The sequence below is a fragment of the Brenneria goodwinii genome, assembly GCF_002291445.1.
GTDB classification, from domain to species: domain Bacteria; phylum Pseudomonadota; class Gammaproteobacteria; order Enterobacterales; family Enterobacteriaceae; genus Brenneria; species Brenneria goodwinii.
Map to the genome: position 1 here is coordinate 1988337 of NZ_CP014137.1, position 16129 is coordinate 2004465.

A 16129-nucleotide genomic window follows, 5' to 3' on the forward strand; every position below is an offset into this window, starting at 1 on the left:
CAATAAAAAATACTTTCCCCTTGCATCTTGGGCAAAACAGGCGGTTAATGTACTGGCAAACCAACCTTTTACCAAGCGAGGTCAGAAATGAGTAAAGGAATGGACAGCAAGAAGAACAGCAAAAAGAAACCCCTGAAAACCGCAGCAGAAAAGCGTGCGGATAAAAAGGCCAAGAAGGCACAACCACAGGCGGATGCTATTATTTAAAATCGACAATGCTGCTCGGTAAACCCGCTCTCTGCGGGTTTACTCTCACTTTCTCAATCAGTTTCAAGCACCATCAGTAAGAATGCGTACTCCAGTGCGATATCCTCATAATGTTTGAAGCGCCCGGACTTTCCGCCATGCCCCGCATCCATATCGGTATACAACAATAACAGACGTTTATCCGTCTTCATCTCACGTAATTTTGCTACCCACTTTGCCGGTTCCCAATACTGGACCTGTGAATCATGTAATCCGGTAGTAACCAGCATATGCGGGTAATCCTGGGCCGTTACGCCATCGTACGGGCTATATTGCTTGATATAGTCATAGTACGTCCGATCGTTCGGATCGCCCCATTCATCATATTCACCGGTGGTTAAGGGAATCGATTCATCCAGCATGGTGGTCAACACATCGACAAACGGAACCTGGGCGATAACGCCTTTAAACAAATCCGGCGCAAAATTCACTACCGCGCCCATTAATAACCCGCCGGCGCTGCCCCCCATGGCAAACATTTTTTGCCGATCGCCATAGCCTTTTTCAGCCAGAGCCAGGGAAACATCAATGAAATCAGTAAATGAATGCATCTTGTTCAGCAAACGTCCGTCGTCGTACCACTGTTGCCCCAGTTCTCCGCCGCCGCGAATATGGGTCAGCGCAAAGACAAAACCTCTATCCAGCAGGCTTAATCGGCTAACGCTGAAATCCGGATCCATACTGCTGCCATATGCGCCATAGCCATATATCAAAATAGGATTCCGGCCCGGCTTGAAATGCTCGCGGTGATACACCAGCGAAACCGGAACCTCAACGCCATCCCGCGCGGTAATCCATAAACGTTCGTTGCGATAATTATCCGTGGCGAAATTCTTTACTTCAGCCTGTTTGAGCAACTGTTGCCGGCCGGTATCCATGTTCAGTTCATAAAGTGAGCTTGGCGTGGTCATGGAGGCGTAGCCATAACGCAGCAACGCGGTTTCCGGCGTTGGGTTATAGGATAACCAGGTGACATAGCTGGCATCATTGAAAGTAATATTTTTCTCTTCCTGCGTTTGCCAGCGAATTTGCCGCAGGCAGGTCAACCCCTTCTCTCTTTCCTCCACCACCAGCCAATCGCGAAACAGCTCAAAGTTTTCAAGAACACGATGTTCCCGCGGGGCGATCAGCGTCTCCAGCCCATCTTCTCCCAGATCATTGGTGCGATACAGGCCAAAGTTTTTCCCTTCCCGATTAGAGCGCAGATAAAAAACGCCGCGATAGTGGTCTACGAAATACTCGTGATCTTTACGCCGGCCGATGAAAACCCGCGGCGCCGCATCATCATCAGCCGTATCGACCAGCAACACTTCCGTGCTGGTGGTACTACTGAGGTAAATGGTGATATAGCGTTCCGACGTTGTCTTGCCCAGGCTGACATAATAGGTGTCGTCTTTCTCTTCATAGACCAGCTCATCACTCGCCGGATCGCTGCCCAGACGATGTCGATAGACTTGATAGGGCAACAGCGTTTGCGGATGTTTGCGAACGTAGTAGATCACGCGGGAATCTGCCGACCATTCCGCCCCGGCAGAGACCTTCTCAATGATATCGGGCAACCACTCGCCGCTTTTTAGATCGCGAAAGCGAATGTCGTATTGTCGGCGCGACAGAAAATCTTCCGATATCACTAACAGCTGATTATCGGGGCTGACTGCCAACACGCCCAGACTATAAAACTCATGATTTTCCGACCGCTGATTTCCATCCAGCAGCGTCTCCCACTCATCCGTTACATTTTCGGGCTGACGTCGATAGATAGGATATTCCTTGCCCGGCTCATAACGACTCTGATAACGGTAACCATTTCTGACATAGGGAACCGACATATCTTCCGAAGGTATCCGGGCTACCATCTCTTCATACAGCGACTGTTTCAGACCGTCCTGGGGTTCCATTATCGTACGGCTATAGTCGTTCTCCTGCTGTAAATAGGCCAAGACATCAGGATCGGCCCGCTCGTCGTCACGCAGCCAATAGTAGTTATCGATACGGGTATCATTATAGGTGGTCAACGGATAGGGTCTTTTTGCTGCTTTTGGTGCTGTCATGATGATCCTTCTGTTCTGCAATAAAGCCTTGGGTTCTGAAATAAAACCGCGCTGAAATCAAGAGTGGCACGATTACCGGGCGATGCCAAGCCAGGAGGAACCATCGCCACTCCGCATCGACGCTGGCGCGAACCTTAGCCGCCGCCTCAGATGCGAACGCAAACGTTTTCGTTTATACTGCGCCCATTTTTCACAACCAGATCAGGTATCACATGATGTTAACGATTGGAACTGCCCTGCGTACTGATGCCACACGCGTGATGTTGCTGGGCTCCGGTGAATTGGGCAAAGAAGTGGCGATCGAATGCCAGCGCTTGGGGCTTGAAGTTATCGCCGTCGATCGCTATGCCGATGCGCCAGCCATGCAGGTTGCTCATCGAAGCCATATCATTAATATGTTGGATGGTGAAGCGTTAAAAACGCTGGTTGAAGCCGAGCGTCCCGATTATATCGTGCCGGAGATCGAAGCGCTCGCCACCGATATGCTGGTGAAGCTCGAGCAACAAGGACATCATGTGGTGCCCTGCGCACAGGCAACCCTTCTGACGATGAATCGTGAAGGTATTCGCCGTCTGGCGGCCGAAACGCTGGGCGTTCCGACCTCAAGCTACCGTTTTGCCGATAGCGAAACCTGTTTTCATCAGGCCGTAGCGGAAATTGGCTATCCCTGTATCGTAAAACCGGTCATGAGCTCATCAGGCAAAGGACAGAGCCTGATCCGTGAGCCTCAACAATTAGATAAAGCCTGGCAATATGCTCAGCAAGGCGGGCGCGCCGGCGGCGGCCGCGTTATTGTTGAAGGGCTGGTCAATTTCGATTTTGAAATTACCCTGCTGACGATCCATGCGGTGGATGGCATTCACTTTTGTGAGCCGATTGGTCATCGCCAGGAAGACGGCGATTACCGCGAATCCTGGCAACCACAGCAAATGAGCGCGCTGGCGCAAGAGCGGGCGCAAAAAATAGCGGGCGATGTGGTTAACGCCCTGGGAGGCTACGGACTATTTGGCGTTGAGCTGTTTGTCTGCGGCGACGAGGTGATTTTCAGCGAAGTTTCGCCGCGTCCGCATGATACCGGCATGGTGACGATGATTTCTCAGGATCTGTCGGAGTTCGCACTGCATGTTCGCGCCTTTCTGGGATTGCCCATCGGCGCCATTCGTCAGTACGGCGCCGCCGCTTCAGCCGTTATCCTGCCGGAACTGAAGAGCGACAATGTTCGCTATCAGGGGCTGGAAAGCGCGCTGCATCCCTTTACGCAAATTCGGCTGTTCGGCAAACCGGAAATCAACGGTAAACGCCGCATGGGCGTAGCGCTGGCAAGCGCAGCAACCACCGATGAAGCCGTCGCATTAGCGAAAAACTGCGCCTCTGCCGTGAAGGTCAGTGGTTAAACTTCATTCACTATCAGGTTTTATCGTGATAGTAAAAAGCCACCCATAAATCATGGGTGGCTTGATGATGAACGCCGCGAGGAATTATTACGCTTTCGCGCCGGCAACGGCCTCACGCGCCAATTCGGTGATGCGAGCATAATCACCGCTTTCCAGCGCATCATTCGGCACCAGCCAAGAACCGCCGACGCACAGTACGCTTTTCAGCGCCAGATAATCACGGTAATTTTTCGGCGAAATGCCCCCGGTCGGACAGAAACGGATCTGCGCAAACGGTCCGGCAATCGCCTGCAGCGCTTTCACGCCGCCATTGGCTTCCGCTGGGAAGAACTTAAATTCACGCAAGCCATAATCCATACCCAGCATCAGTTCAGATACGGTGCTGATCCCCGGAATTAACGGAATACGGCCCGCGGTCGCCGCCTTCAGCAAAGGCTCGGTCAGCCCTGGGCTGATGGCGAATTGCGCGCCGGCTTCAGTCACTTCGGACAGTTGCTGAGGATTGGTTACCGTACCGGCGCCGACAATCGCCTCAGGAACCTCCTTAGCGATGGCCCGGATGGCGTCTACGGCGCAGTCGGTACGCAGCGTCAGCTCCAGAACGCGAACGCCCCCTGCGACCAGGGCTTTTGCCATCGGCACCGCATGCTCCAGTTTGTTGACCACAATAACAGGAACAACAGGCCCCGCCGTCAAAATTTGTTCTGCGCTCGTTTCCCAGTTTTTCATCAAAAATTATCTCCAGTCATGCCGTTGGGCAATCATTAATCATATAGCGCGCCCCTGCCACAGGGATCTGCATGAATTACAGATGTCCGACCGCACCGTTAGCCATACATTAAAACTGCATTTACCGAATGCGTTATGACCTTCGTCAACCACGCAAAGGCTACTCAAATTCATTCCAGGAACGACCGTCGCGAGTAATCATCGCAACCGACGCCACGGGCCCCCAGCTTCCCGCCTGATAAGGCTTCGGCGCCTCGTTATCCATTGACCAGGCATCCATAATCGAATCGACCCACTTCCAGGCTTCTTCCACTTCGTCCCGGCGAACGAACAGCGCCTGAATGCCGCGCATGGTTTCCAACAGCAGACGCTCATAGGCATCGGCCAGGTGTTGCTGGTTAAACGTCTCGGAGAAGCTCAGGTCCAGCTTAACCGTTTGCAAACGGTGCTTATGCTCCAAACCGGGGATTTTATTCAGGATCTGAATTTCAATCCCTTCATCCGGCTGCAGGCGAATAATCAGCTTGTTCTGCGGCAACTGCTGATAGGAATCACGGAACAGATTCAGCGCGGGATTTTTAAAATAGACCACGACTTCGGAGCATTTTGTCGGCAGGCGCTTACCGGTGCGCAAATAAAACGGCACGCCAGACCAGCGCCAGTCATCAATATCAACGCGAATGGCGACGAAGGTTTCCGTGGCGCTGGTCTTGTTGGCGCCCTCTTCTTCCAGATAACCGGGTACCTTATGGCCCTGAACAAAACCAGAGGTGTACTGACCGCGCACCGTAGTTTCATGCACGTTGTTGCGATCGATGCGGCGTAATGAACGCAGGACTTTCACCTTTTCATCACGGATACGGTCGGTGGTCAGGTCAGAAGGCGGAGACATGGCGATCATGGTCAAAATCTGCAGCAGGTGGTTTTGGATCATGTCGCGCATCTGGCCCGCTTTATCGAAATAGCCCCAGCGCCCTTCGATACCCACCTCTTCAGCAACCGTGATCTGTACGTGATCGATAGTTCGATTATCCCAGTTAGCGGAAAACAGCGAGTTGGCGAAACGCAGCGCCAACAGATTCAGCACCGTTTCCTTGCCCAAGTAGTGGTCAATGCGATAAACCTGACACTCCTTGAAATACTCGGCCACCTGATCGTTAATGACGCACGAAGAGTCCAGATCCGTTCCTAACGGTTTTTCCATTACCACGCGAGACGGCTCTTTGTTCAACCCCGCGGTACCCAGCCCGCGGCAAATCGCCCCAAAGGTACTGGGCGGCATGGCAAAATAGTTAATAGTGGTGCGGTTTTCCTGGTCGAGCATTTTGCCCAACTTGCTAAAACCCTGCGTATCTTCAACATCAAGATTGCAGAAATCCAACCGTTTGCTTAACGTGTCCCACAACGCCTCATCAATCGGCTCTTTCATAAAGGTATCAAGCGCATCGCGAATTACCCGGGTATATTCTGCTTTATCCCAGTCGGCCCGCCCTACGCCAATGATCCGAGTTTCCGGATGGATATGACCTGCTTTTTCCAGTTGATACAGTGAAGGCAGCAATTTACGACGCGCCAAATCACCTTTCGCGCCGAAAATAACCAGGTCGCATGCCTGGGCTGTTGAAGTTACCGCCATGTTCATCTCCTCGTTGCGGGATTCTGTAATTTTATTACATTCATAATGTACTCTTTTTGACGTCAGCCAGTAAACCCATCCATTGCCCCAAATTCTTTGGATGTTTTGCTGGAAAGCACAAAAAATCTGGCTTGTAACCATGCACAAAGCGCATGATGCATATGCCTGGAAGAGAAAAATTTCACCGTTTCTGACAGCGGATTACTTTTCTGAAAGTTAGACACATGTCATGTTCTGGCAAAAAAAGTGAGCGACTTCACTTTTTCCCCTCTGCCAACCATTACAAGGTCGTAGTATATTTTCACGAAATCCGCATCGGTTGCCTCTTTGGTTGAAATCGGGAAAAACTTACATGGATATTTGCATATGAACATGCTGGATAAAATTCAAAGTTACCTGGAACTGCTTAGCAAATCGGAAAGAAAAGTTGCCGAAGTCATCCTGAGCGCACCGCAAACGGCCATTCATTCGAGTATCGCCACCCTGGCCAAAATGGCCGAAGTCAGTGAACCCACCGTTAATCGCTTCTGCCGGCGTCTTGAAACCAAAGGCTTTCCTGATTTCAAGCTGCATCTGGCGCAAAGCCTGGCAAACGGCACGCCTTATGTGAATCGTAACGTTGAAGAAGATGATAGCGTTGATTCCTACACCAGCAAAATCTTTGAATCCACGATGGCGGGGCTGGAGCATGTCAAATCCTGTCTTGATATTGCCGCCATTAACCGGGCGGTGGATTTACTTACCCAGGCGAAAAAGATCTCTTTCTTCGGTTTTGGCGCATCGGCGGCCGTAGCCCATGACGCCATGAACAAATTCTTTCGCTTCAATATCCCGGTTGTTTACTTTGACGACATCGTCATGCAGCGCATGAGTTGCATGAATTCGACGGACGGCGACGTTGTCGTACTTATCTCTCACACCGGAAGAACGAAAAGCCTGGTTGAAATGGCGCGCCTGGCGCGCAAGAATGATGCAATAGTGATCGCGATCACTTCCGACGGCACGCCTCTTGCTCGTGAAGCCTCATTGATGCTGCGGGTGGATGTGCCTGAAGATACGGACATCTATATGCCTATGGTGTCTCGGATTGCACAACTTACGCTGATTGACGTGCTGGCTACCGGCTTCACATTGCGACGTGGCGCAAAATTCAGAGATAACTTGAAGCGAGTCAAAGAAGCATTGCGAGAATCGCGTTTTGATAAAGATGAACCGTTTATTAAAACCTTCAATTAGTTTGTTAATGCGCAAAGCGATTTGTTTTTTAGGCTGTCATCATTATTTGGCATAACAAATATGACAACACGATACCAGGTTCAATACGGAATCCGGGTAACTTAGATGAAACAGTTTCGTTGTAAAGTTACATTTTTCATCGTTATCTGACATTAATCGACACACTACTGCTTCACAAGTCAACGGAGTTATACATGTCCAGACGGCTCAGAAGAACCAAAATCGTCACTACCCTGGGGCCAGCTACGGACCGCGACAATAATCTGGAAAAGATTATTGCCGCAGGCGCTAACGTAGTACGCCTGAATTTTTCTCATGGCACAGCAGAAGATCATCAATTACGTGCCAATAAAGTTCGTGAAATCGCCGCCAAATTAGGCCGCCATGTCGCCATTCTTGGTGATTTACAGGGGCCCAAAATTCGAGTTTCCACCTTCAAAGAAGGTAAAATTTTTCTAAATATCGGGGATAAATTTCTGTTGGACGCAAATTTGTCCAAAGGCGAAGGCGATAAGGAAAAAGTCGGTATTGATTACAAAGGTCTTCCCGCCGACGTCGTCCCAGGCGATATTCTGCTGCTGGATGATGGCCGCGTGCAATTGAAAGTCCTGCAAGTGGACGGCATGAAGGTTTATACCGAAGTCACTGTGGGCGGCCCGCTGTCCAACAACAAAGGGATCAACAAACTCGGCGGCGGCCTTTCTGCTGAAGCGCTGACCGAAAAAGATAAAGAAGACATCGTCACCGCCGCAAAAATCGGCGTGGATTATCTGGCGGTATCTTTTCCTCGCACCGGTGAGGATCTCAACTATGCTCGCCGTCTTGCGCGCGATGCCGGCTGTCACGCCAAAATCGTGTCCAAAGTCGAGCGCGCAGAAGCGGTTTCTTCCGATGAGGCCATGGACGACATCATCCTGGCATCCGATGTTGTGATGGTTGCCCGCGGTGATTTGGGTGTCGAAATTGGCGACCCTGAACTGGTCGGCATCCAGAAAAAGCTGATCCGCCGCGCCCGCAAGCTCAATCGTGCGGTGATCACGGCAACACAGATGATGGAATCCATGATCACAAACCCGATGCCAACACGCGCAGAGGTTATGGATGTGGCCAACGCCGTACTGGACGGTACCGATGCCGTTATGCTCTCGGCTGAAACCGCCGCAGGACAATATCCGGCAGAAACGGTAGAGGCAATGGCGAAAGTGTGTCTTGGCGCAGAGAAAATACCAAGCATCAATGTATCCAAACACCGCCTTGATGTGCAGTTCGATAACATTGAGGAATCCATCGCGATGTCCGCAATGTACGCCGCCAACCACCTGAAAGGGGTAACCGCGTTGATTGCCATGACGGAGTCGGGCCGTACCGCGCTGATGATGTCGCGTATCAGCTCCGGCCTGCCTATTTTCGCCATGTCGCGCCATGAGCACACGCTCAACCTGACAGCCCTTTATCGCGGTGTCACGCCGGTGCACTTTGACAGCTATACCGACGGCGTCGCCGCAGCCAATGATGCGGTGATCCGGCTGCGCGATAAAGGTTACCTGATGTCCGGGGATTTGGTAATTGTGACCCAGGGCGATGTCATGAGTACCGTCGGGACGACCAACACGACGCGTATCCTGCGGGTGGAATAACCGGCTCACGCTGTTGACGTGGGTTATCCACACCGTTTATTTCACATAGTTAAAAAGCCGGGCGATAAATAAATCGCCCGGCTTTAGGTTGATGACAAACCTTCCCAAACCCGTCATTCCCACGAAGACGGGAATCAGTCAATGGCTGTTTACGGTTTCAGCGCGGCTGGGAAATTAATCGCGGTAAAGATCATCCCGGCAGTAGGGCTCGATCTCTCCCGGTTTACGGGTTTTCAACAGCTTCAGGATCCAGGTGTACTGCTCCGGGTTCGGCCTGACCAGAACTTCAACTTCCTCATTCATTCGGCGCGCGATGTATTGGTCGTCAGCGTCGGTCAAGTCGTCCATTGGCGGCCGGATAAAAACATCAAGGCAGCAGGTTTTCGCGTTATACACCGGAAACAGCGGAACGATTTCGGCGCGGCAGACTTTCATCAGACGGCCAATGGCCGGTAATGTCGCTTTATAGGTGGCAAAAAAATCGACAAACTCGCTGTGCTCGGCCCCGTGATCCTGATCGGGAAGATAATATCCCCAGCACCCCTGCCGTACTGAACTGATAAACGGTTTGATGCCGTCATTGCGCGCGTGAATACGCCCGCCGAAACGGCGGCGCAACGTATTCCACCAAAAATCCACCAGTTCGTTTTTCTGGTTATGGAACATTGCCGCCATGCGCTGCCCGCGCGAGGTCATCAGCATAGCGGGAATATCAACAGCCCAGCCATGCGGCACCAGAAAAATCACATTCCGGCCCTGCTCCTTTAATTTATTCAGTATCTCTTCGCCATGCCAGCAGACGTGCTTCTCAACCTTCCGGGGGTCGCGAATGCCCACATCCACCATCATTACCATCGCCTGCGGCGCCGTAGCGAACATATTGTCGATAATAGTTTCACGCTGCTCCTCGGTTAGCTCAGGCATACAATACAGCAGGTTGATACGCGCGCGCCGGCGGGCGCCCTTGGCGAAGCGACCAACCAGGCGGCCCAATCCTCCTAGAACCGGATTTCTCAAACGGGCGGGAATGTACGCGGCAATGGCTATCGCTCCGATGCCCAGCCAGGTTCCCCAGTATTGAGGGTGATAAAAGGCTCGCTTGAACTGAGGAACAAACTCAGCGCTCGTTTTTTTCTCTTTTTCCATCATCAACTCTTCCAATAAACCGAAAGCAAAAACATCAAAAATCGATACCCCAAAATTTATAGCGCTCTGCCTATCCCCCCGCCACATTTCCCGACGAGCGGGAAAGCAACGACCGGGAGAGCGAAGCCAGAAAAAGGCCGATGTCGAGACTAACACACCTGCAGCCGGAAAAAGATGAAAGGTCCATAAATGAAAACGCCGGCAGCAAGCTACCGGCTAATAATCATCCATCAGCAACTAATCAAACTGGAGCTGGGGTACAACGTCTTTCACCTTCGCCAGATAATCGCGGCGTTCTTTGCCACTCAACCCTTCGGAGCGAGGCAACTGAGCCGTTAATGGATTAACTGCCTGCTGGTTTATCCAGAACTCATAGTGCAGATGCGGGCCGGTGGAACGCCCGGTGTTTCCGGACAAACCGATGCGATCGCCGCGCTTAACCTTTTGACCGGGTTTCACCAGAATACGATTCAAGTGCATATAGCGAGTGGTGTACTGTCTGCCATGGCGTATCGCGACGTAGTTGCCAGCCGCGCCGCTGCGCTTGGCGATAACCACTTCCCCATCGCCGACAGCCAGCACCGGCGAACCGACCGGCATGGCAAAATCGACGCCTTTATGCGGTGCGACGCGGCCGGTAACAGGGTTAATACGACGTGGATTAAAATTAGAAGAAATGCGGAACTGTTTAATGGTGGGGAAACGCATAAATCCGCGGGCTAAGCCAGAACCTTCCTTATCGTAGAATTTCCCATCGTCAGCGCGGATAGCATAGTAATCTTTTCCACCGCTATTCAGGCGCACCCCCAGCAATTCACTCTGCTCGCTACGGCCATCCAGCATTTCACGCGACATCAGCACGGCGAAAGTATCATCTTTGCGCAGTTTGCGGAAATCCAATTGCCATTGCAACGCTTTGACCACCGCGCCGATCTCACTGTGCGTTAAACCGGCATTTTTAGCGCTATTAACGAAACTCCCATTTAACCGCCCGGTCAGTACGCTATTACGCCATTCCCCTTTCAGGGTTTCGACCCGCTCTTTAAAAGCAGCGCCGATACGTTCATAAACTCGGGTTTCGCGGCGGGACATCTGCCAGGTCAAACTCTGTAAATCACCATTTTCCCCGATTACCCACGATATCTGCTGACCGATTTTAAGATTACGCAGCGCCGGATTGCCTTCGGCAAGCAGAGCGACATCGGCCATATCAATGCCATACTGGGTAAGAATGCTACCTAACGTATCGCCGCTTGAAACGACATATTCATGCACCGCGCCATCTTCGTCGGTTTTATCGTCCAGTTCATCCTGCGGAATGTCATCGTCAGGCGTCGGTTGATCGATAGGTTCGCTGGCTTCCGGCGTAAGCGTGCGTAACTGGTTGGCTTCCAGTTCGACGTCCTTCACGATCACGGGAGCATCACTAACGGGGGGATAAACAAAAGGCCGCCAAACTGCAACGGCCAATGTCATAACGGTAAGGGACCCCAGCATCACGCGGTGGGGTCTTGGCAGGTTGTTATACGCCAGAGCGATAGTTCGGACTATCTGCTGCACTTATTCGTATCCTCATGATTTTTCCTCCAGGCAGCTCAGATACTGGCCGGACAGTTGTGACAGGAAATTCACATAACTGTCTTTACCCAGTGCGATATCGCTTCCCAATGGATCCAGCACGCCTAAGCGCACGACAGTTCCCTTGGCGACAGCATTAATAACGGCTGGCCTGAATTGTGGTTCAGCAAAAACGCATACGGCTTTGTGCTCAACCAACTGTGTTCGAATCTGATGTAAGCGCTGTGCTCCGGGTTGAATCGCCGGGTTAATCGTAAAGTAGCCTAATGGACTTAAACCATAGCGTTGCTCAAAGTAGCCATAGGCATCATGAAACACGAAATAACCCTTATCCCGCACAGGCGCTAGCATGTTAGCAATTTTTTTGTCTGTCTGCGCGATTTTATCTGTGAAATAAAGCAGATTCGCGTCTAGTTTGTCCTTATTTTGAGGCATAAGTTCCAATAATTTTGCATGAATAGCAATTGCAGCCTGTTTTGACATCTCCGGAGAGAGCCAAATGTGCATATTGTACTCGCCGTGATGGTGTCCATCGCCCTCTTCCGCTGGTTCTGCAGCGGCGCCATGGCTATGCTCATCCGTATGTTGGCCATCATGATGATGTTCGTTATCGTGGGAATCATTATGATGCTCATCATGATCGTTATCGTCATGATCGTGATGATCCTTAGCTTCTTTTATCAATTCCGCCTTTATTGCCGGTAATTCTGCTAACGTGATTTGTTTTGCCGGTGCAATCTGCGACAATGGCTTCCCTAAAAAGGCTTCCATTTCCGGCCCTACCCAAATGACCAGTTCGGCAGACTGTAAACGCTGGACATCGGACGGACGCAAGGCATAATCATGGGGCGAAGCCCCGCTGGGTAATAGCACTTCCGTTGGCGTGATCCCTTCCGTTATCGCGGAGGCGATGAACCCCAGAGGACGGATAGATGTCACGACGTCGGCGGCGGCGTTAATTGACGCACCGGAAGCCATCAGTGCGCTGGTAACAAACACACTTTTTAACCATTTTTTTTGCTGAATATGCTTCTGCATCGCATGTTATCCCATCGATTTTAATGTGTAGTTTGTTATATTATAACATTACAGAATCTCTGCAAATCGAATTCTATGTCCACATTGGTATCACTTAATAATATTTCAGTATCATTCGGCAGCAGAAAGGTGCTATCGGATGTCTCGTTAACGTTACAGGCAGGACGTATTCTTACGCTTCTTGGACCTAATGGCGCGGGTAAGTCAACGCTGGTGCGCGTCGTCCTGGGCCTGCTGCCGCCCAGTTCCGGCGCGCTGCAAAAAACGCCGGGGTTACGTATAGGCTACGTCCCGCAGAAGCTGCATCTGGATGCCACGCTGCCGTTAACCGTCAGCCGTTTTATGCGCCTGCGTCCCGGCGTTAAACAACAGGATATTCTCCCCGCGCTGAAGCGCGTTCAAGCCGCGCATCTACTGCAACAGCCAATGCAGAAACTGTCCGGCGGCGAAAATCAACGCGTTCTTCTGGCCCGGGCGTTGTTGAACCATCCACAGTTGCTGGTATTGGATGAACCGACACAAGGCGTGGACGTCAACGGCCAGCTCGCGCTTTATGATCTCATCAACCAGCTCCGTCAGGAGTTTAATTGCGGCGTATTGATGGTTTCCCACGATCTTCACCTGGTGATGGCGAAAACCGATGAAGTGTTGTGTCTCAATCAGCATGTCTGCTGTTCAGGAACGCCCGAAGTGGTCTCCCTGCACCCCGAATTCTTAGCCATGTTCGGCCATCGCGGCGCCGAACAGTTGGCGGTCTATCGCCATCATCATAATCATCGTCACGATTTAAACGGACGTATCATTCTGAAAAGACAAGGTGGAAACGACGCATGATTGAGCTTTTGTTTCCCGGCTGGCTGGCAGGGATTTTTTTGGCGATTGCCGCAGGCCCGCTGGGGTCGTTTGTTGTTTGGCGACGAATGTCCTACTTCGGAGATACGCTGGCGCATGCGTCTTTGCTGGGGGTCGCTTTCGGCCTATTGCTGGACATCAATCTTTTTGGCGCCGTCATTGCCGTTACGCTGCTGCTGGCGCTAGGACTTGTCTGGCTGGAGCGGCGGCCTTATCTGGCGATTGATACCCTGCTGGGGATCATGGCGCATAGCGCGCTATCGCTTGGATTGGTCGTGGTAAGTTTAATGGATAACGTTCGTGTGGATTTAATGGCTTATCTGTTCGGTGATTTGCTTTCCGTCACCACAGACGATCTATGGATTATCGGCAGTGGCGTCGCAGTGGTGGTCGCGGTGCTGAGCTGGCAGTGGCGAGCGTTATTATCCATGACGATCAGTCCTGAACTGGCGCATGTTGACGGCGTGAACTTACAGCGTAGCAAACTGCTCCTGATGTTGATCACCGCGCTGACAATTGGTATCTCCATGAAGTTTGTCGGGGCGCTCATCATCACCTCGTTATTGATTATTCCCGCCGCCAGCGCCCGCCGTTTTGCCCGCACGCCGGAACAGATGGCCGGCATTGCGATAGGGGTTGGAATGATTGCCATTACCGGCGGCCTGGCCTTTTCCGCCAGTTACAACACACCGGCCGGACCGTCCGTTGTGCTCTGTGCGTCGCTGCTGTTTATCGCCAGTTTAATCAGGAAACAGCCCGCGTAGAGCAGGCTGAGACCGCTGAGCGAACAAGCTCATCCTGATCATCCCCGCGTAGGCGGGGATCTGCTTTCAGGGAGTGCATTGATAGCAGGAATAACGGGGTTAGACTCGCAACGACGAAGGCTTCTTTGCCAACGCGCTGAACCCGCGTGGTGCAGAGGATTACTCCTCGCGCGTTAGCCCAAAATGGCGATACGCATGCTGCGTCACCATTCTTCCCCGCGGGGTTCGCTGAATAAACCCTTGCTGAATCAGAAAGGGTTCAATCACATCCTCAATAGTTTCCCGTTCTTCACCAATCGCCGCCGCCAGATTATCCAGGCCTACCGGGCCGCCCATGAACTTATCGATAATCGCCAGCAGCAGTTTCCGATCCATATAATCAAAACCTTCGGTGTCTACGGCCAGCATATCCAACGCCAGCGTCGCCACCTCGGCGGTGATCGCCCCCTCAGATTTGACTTCCGAGAAGTCGCGCACGCGACGCAGCAACCGGTTAGCGATACGCGGCGTACCACGCGAGCGCCGCGCCACTTCCAGCGCGCCGTCCGACGTAAGATCCAACCCCATACACTGCGCGCTGCGGCTGACAATGTGTTGCAGATCGGCGACTTTATAAAACTCTAGCCGCTGGACAATACCAAAACGGTCGCGCAGCGGCGACGTCAGCGAACCCGCGCGCGTGGTCGCGCCGATAAGCGTGAACGGAGGCAGATCGAGTTTAATTGAACGGGCGGCCGGCCCCTCGCCTATCATGATATCCAGTTGATAATCTTCCATCGCCGGATACAGAACTTCTTCAACAACAGGAGACAGACGATGGATTTCATCAATAAACAGGACATCATGCGGCTCCAGGTTGGTCAGCAACGCGGCCAAATCCCCCGCTTTTTCCAATATCGGTCCTGAAGTGGTGCGTAAATTTACGCCCATTTCATTGGCGACAATGTTTGCCAATGTGGTTTTCCCCAATCCCGGAGGACCGAAAATCAACAGATGATCCAAGGCATCGCCACGATTGCGCGCCGCCTGAATGAAGATTGCCATCTGCTCGCACACCTGGGGCTGACCGACATACTCCGCCAACAGTTTCGGACGAATGGCGCGATCAATAAACTCCTCTTCGGGGATAGCCTCTGCGGAAATCAAGCGATCTGCTTCAATCATGAATACCTCACAACGCGGCGCGTAGCGCGTCCCTGATCAGGGTTTCGCAGTCTGAATCCGGACGAATAACCTTGGCGATTAACCGGCTGGCCTCCTGAGGCTTATAGCCCAGGGAAATTAGCGCAGAAGCGGCTTCAACCTCTGGGTCGCCAGCTTCATTTTCGCTGGAAGAGGACGGCGCCGCCGGAACATCGCTTGACGAATTAAACAGATCGCCGCTTAACCCTTTAAAGCGATCCTTCATTTCCACCACCAGCCGCTCAGCCGTTTTCTTACCCACGCCGGGCAGCTTAATCAGCGCGCTAATCTCTTCCCGCTCAACCGCACTGACAAACTGCGCCGCGGACATCCCGGAAAGAATGGCCAGCGCCAGTTTAGGCCCGACGCCATTAACTTTTATCAGCTCACGAAACAGCGCCCTTTCCTGCTTGTCATTAAAGCCGAACAGCAGTTGCGCGTCTTCGCGCACCACAAAATGGGTGAAGATGACGGCTTCCTGAGAAAGCGCCGGGAGTTCGTAAAAGCAAGTCATCGGCATGTGGACTTCATAGCCAACGCCGTTGGCTTCTATCAGCACCTGCGGCGGTTGTTTTTCCAGGATAATGCCTCTGAGACGACCTATCACGTTCTCTTCCTTTTACGTTTTATCAAAAAAGAA

The 16129-nt window shown here is 52.1% G+C and carries 13 protein-coding genes; 5 read left to right on the top strand and 8 right to left on the bottom strand.

Features of this window, described 5'->3' with window-relative positions; genetic code table 11:
* Nucleotides 1-260 precede the first annotated feature (260 nt).
* Nucleotides 261-2297, bottom strand: coding sequence for a S9 family peptidase (locus tag ACN28R_RS08945; RefSeq protein WP_095834193.1), 2037 nt, complete (start codon nt 2295-2297; stop codon nt 261-263).
* 215 nt (nt 2298-2512) lie between these two features.
* Here ACN28R_RS08945 and purT point away from each other — a divergent pair, with 215 nt between their 5' ends.
* Nucleotides 2513-3691: a formate-dependent phosphoribosylglycinamide formyltransferase gene (gene purT, locus ACN28R_RS08950; RefSeq protein WP_095834194.1), complete on the top strand. Its 1179-nt coding sequence runs from the start codon at nt 2513-2515 to the stop codon at nt 3689-3691.
* A gap of 87 nt (nt 3692-3778) precedes the next feature.
* On the opposite strand, the gene ACN28R_RS08955 is transcribed toward purT, so the two are convergent.
* Both ACN28R_RS08955 and zwf read right to left on the bottom strand, forming a co-directional pair.
* On the bottom strand, nt 3779-4420 hold the full coding sequence (locus tag ACN28R_RS08955; protein WP_095834195.1) for a bifunctional 4-hydroxy-2-oxoglutarate aldolase/2-dehydro-3-deoxy-phosphogluconate aldolase: 642 nt from the start codon (nt 4418-4420) through the stop codon (nt 3779-3781).
* A 160-nt stretch (nt 4421-4580) separates the two neighbouring features.
* Nucleotides 4581-6056 carry a glucose-6-phosphate dehydrogenase gene (zwf, locus tag ACN28R_RS08960; RefSeq protein WP_095834196.1) on the bottom strand — a complete coding sequence of 492 codons (1476 nt, stop codon included), beginning with the start codon at nt 6054-6056 and terminating at the stop codon, nt 4581-4583.
* A gap of 366 nt (nt 6057-6422) precedes the next feature.
* Here zwf and ACN28R_RS08965 point away from each other — a divergent pair, with 366 nt between their 5' ends.
* A complete protein-coding gene (locus ACN28R_RS08965) occupies nt 6423-7292 on the top strand; it encodes a MurR/RpiR family transcriptional regulator (RefSeq protein WP_048639140.1) in 870 nt (289 codons plus the stop codon).
* A 194-nt stretch (nt 7293-7486) separates the two neighbouring features.
* Nucleotides 7487-8929, top strand: a complete 1443-nt coding sequence (gene pyk, locus ACN28R_RS08970) for a pyruvate kinase (protein ID WP_048639141.1) — start codon at nt 7487-7489, stop codon at nt 8927-8929.
* A gap of 174 nt (nt 8930-9103) precedes the next feature.
* Here the strand turns inward: pyk and lpxM are convergent, their stop codons facing one another.
* The 3 genes from lpxM to znuA form a co-directional block, all read right to left on the bottom strand.
* Entirely contained in the window at nt 9104-10075 is a 972-nt protein-coding gene (lpxM, locus tag ACN28R_RS08975; protein WP_048639967.1) for a lauroyl-Kdo(2)-lipid IV(A) myristoyltransferase, read from the bottom strand.
* A 237-nt stretch (nt 10076-10312) separates the two neighbouring features.
* The gene (mepM, locus tag ACN28R_RS08980; protein WP_048639142.1) at nt 10313-11635 is read right to left on the bottom strand and encodes a murein DD-endopeptidase MepM; all 1323 of its coding nucleotides are present in this window, start codon (nt 11633-11635) and stop codon (nt 10313-10315) included.
* 12 nt (nt 11636-11647) lie between these two features.
* A complete protein-coding gene (znuA, locus tag ACN28R_RS08985) occupies nt 11648-12691 on the bottom strand; it encodes a zinc ABC transporter substrate-binding protein ZnuA (protein WP_048639143.1) in 1044 nt (347 codons plus the stop codon).
* 75 nt (nt 12692-12766) lie between these two features.
* On the opposite strand from znuA, the gene znuC reads away from it, so the two are divergent.
* Nucleotides 12767-13525, top strand: coding sequence for a zinc ABC transporter ATP-binding protein ZnuC (gene znuC, locus ACN28R_RS08990; RefSeq protein ID WP_048639144.1), 759 nt, complete (start codon nt 12767-12769; stop codon nt 13523-13525).
* Entirely contained in the window at nt 13522-14307 is a 786-nt protein-coding gene (gene znuB, locus ACN28R_RS08995; protein ID WP_048639145.1) for a zinc ABC transporter permease subunit ZnuB, read from the top strand. Before znuC ends, znuB begins: the two co-directional genes overlap by 4 nt.
* A 159-nt stretch (nt 14308-14466) precedes the next feature.
* Here the strand turns inward: znuB and ruvB are convergent, their stop codons facing one another.
* Entirely contained in the window at nt 14467-15471 is a 1005-nt protein-coding gene (gene ruvB / locus ACN28R_RS09000) for a Holliday junction branch migration DNA helicase RuvB (protein ID WP_095834197.1), read from the bottom strand.
* A gap of 7 nt (nt 15472-15478) precedes the next feature.
* Nucleotides 15479-16096 carry a Holliday junction branch migration protein RuvA gene (gene ruvA, locus ACN28R_RS09005; protein ID WP_048639147.1) on the bottom strand — a complete coding sequence of 206 codons (618 nt, stop codon included), beginning with the start codon at nt 16094-16096 and terminating at the stop codon, nt 15479-15481.
* Nucleotides 16097-16129: the final 33 nt, after the last annotated feature.